At 75.5% G+C, this 1,225-nt stretch carries 2 protein-coding genes; both read left to right on the top strand.

The annotated features are described in order from the left end of the window. Positions 1-95: 95 nt before the first annotated feature. Positions 96-671: a TetR/AcrR family transcriptional regulator gene (locus tag ACIQOV_RS41985; protein ID WP_401056483.1), complete on the top strand. Its 576-nt coding sequence runs from the start codon at positions 96-98 to the stop codon at positions 669-671. A gap of 96 nt (positions 672-767) precedes the next feature. Beyond that, positions 768-1,225: SDR family oxidoreductase (locus ACIQOV_RS41980; protein WP_401056481.1), on the top strand; the 458-nt coding region annotated here is incomplete at its 3' end.

The following is a 1,225-nucleotide window of genomic DNA, read 5'->3' as shown; positions in this document are numbered from 1 at the left end:
ACCCCCGAAGGATCACCGGACGACCCTCGGAGGGCCACCGGAGCAGCCCCGACGGCCCGTCGACAAAAATATGCAGACCGGTCTACTATCGCCGCATGGGAGTCAAGGGCGAGGAGACCCGGGCCCGGCTGATCGCCGGCACCAGGGAACTGATCGAGGCGCAGGGCTACTTCGGGACCGGACTCAACCGGATCGTGGCCGCCACCGGCGCCCCGCGCGGCTCGCTCTACTTCCACTTCCCCGGTGGCAAGGACCAGTTGGTGGCCGCCGCACTCACCCAGGCCGGCCAGGAGGTCGAGGCGCTGCTCACGACGCTGGCCGGCGAGGGCGCCGACACCGCCACCCTCGCCGAGCAGCTGATCGAGGCCTTCGCCGAGCGCCTGGAGCGCTCGGACTACACCAGCGGCTGCCCGATCGCCACCGTCGCCCTGGAGGTGGCCGGCACCAACGAGACCCTGCGGACGGTCTGCGCCGGGCTGTACGCGGGCTGGCAGCAGGTCCTGGCCGACCGCCTGGAGCGCGAAGGTTTCGGCCCGGCGCAGGCCGGGGCCGCCGCCGGGCAGGCGCTCGCCCTGCTGGAGGGGGCCGTCCTGCTCGCCTCCGTCCGGCGCAGCCGCGAGCCACTGGACCACGCCCGGCACGCCGTCCGGCACTTGCTCGGCAGCCGGTAGACGGAGCGCGGGCGGCGGGCCGTTCCGCGCCGCCGCCCGCCCGCGCCCGAAAAATATGCAGACCGGTCTACTGATTCTGGATCCCTGGAGTTCACCGTGACGCCCGCCCCACCGCCCCGCACCCTCGTCCTCGGCGCCACCGGCTTCCTCGGCCGCTGGCTCGTCCTCGAACTCCTCAGCCGCGGCGAGCCGGTGGCCGCCGCCGTCCGCGACACCGCCGGCGCGGACACCCTGCGCCGGTGGCTGCACGACCACGGCGCGGACGGCACCGCGCCGACCACCGTCACCGCCGACCTCACCCGCCCCGGCCTCGGGCTCTCCCCCGAGGACGACGCCCGGCTCGGCGAGGTCCGCGACGTCCACAACCTCGCCGCCCGCTACGCCTTCGGCCTCACCCGCGCCCAGGCCGAACCCGCCAACGTCCACGGCGCGCTGCACGCCCTGCAGTGGTCCGCCACCCGGCCCGGGCTGCGCCGCCTGGTCCACCTCTCCGGCTACCGCGTCGGCCGCGACCCGCGGCCGCGGTACCCCCTCGACCCCTCCGCCACCGCCAC

This window comes from Kitasatospora sp. NPDC091257 (genome assembly GCF_044757675.1).
Classification (GTDB): domain Bacteria; phylum Actinomycetota; class Actinomycetes; order Streptomycetales; family Streptomycetaceae; genus Kitasatospora; species Kitasatospora lactacystinica.
Note: the sequence above shows the minus strand (reverse complement) of the source record. Positions and strands in the feature narration are given on the sequence as shown.

Bases quoted from the DNA above. Each gene is read 5' to 3' on its own strand.
- ACIQOV_RS41985 (WP_401056483.1), top strand. From the start codon at position 96: ATGGGAGTCAAGGGCGAGGAGACCCGGGCCCGGCTGATCGCCGGCACC.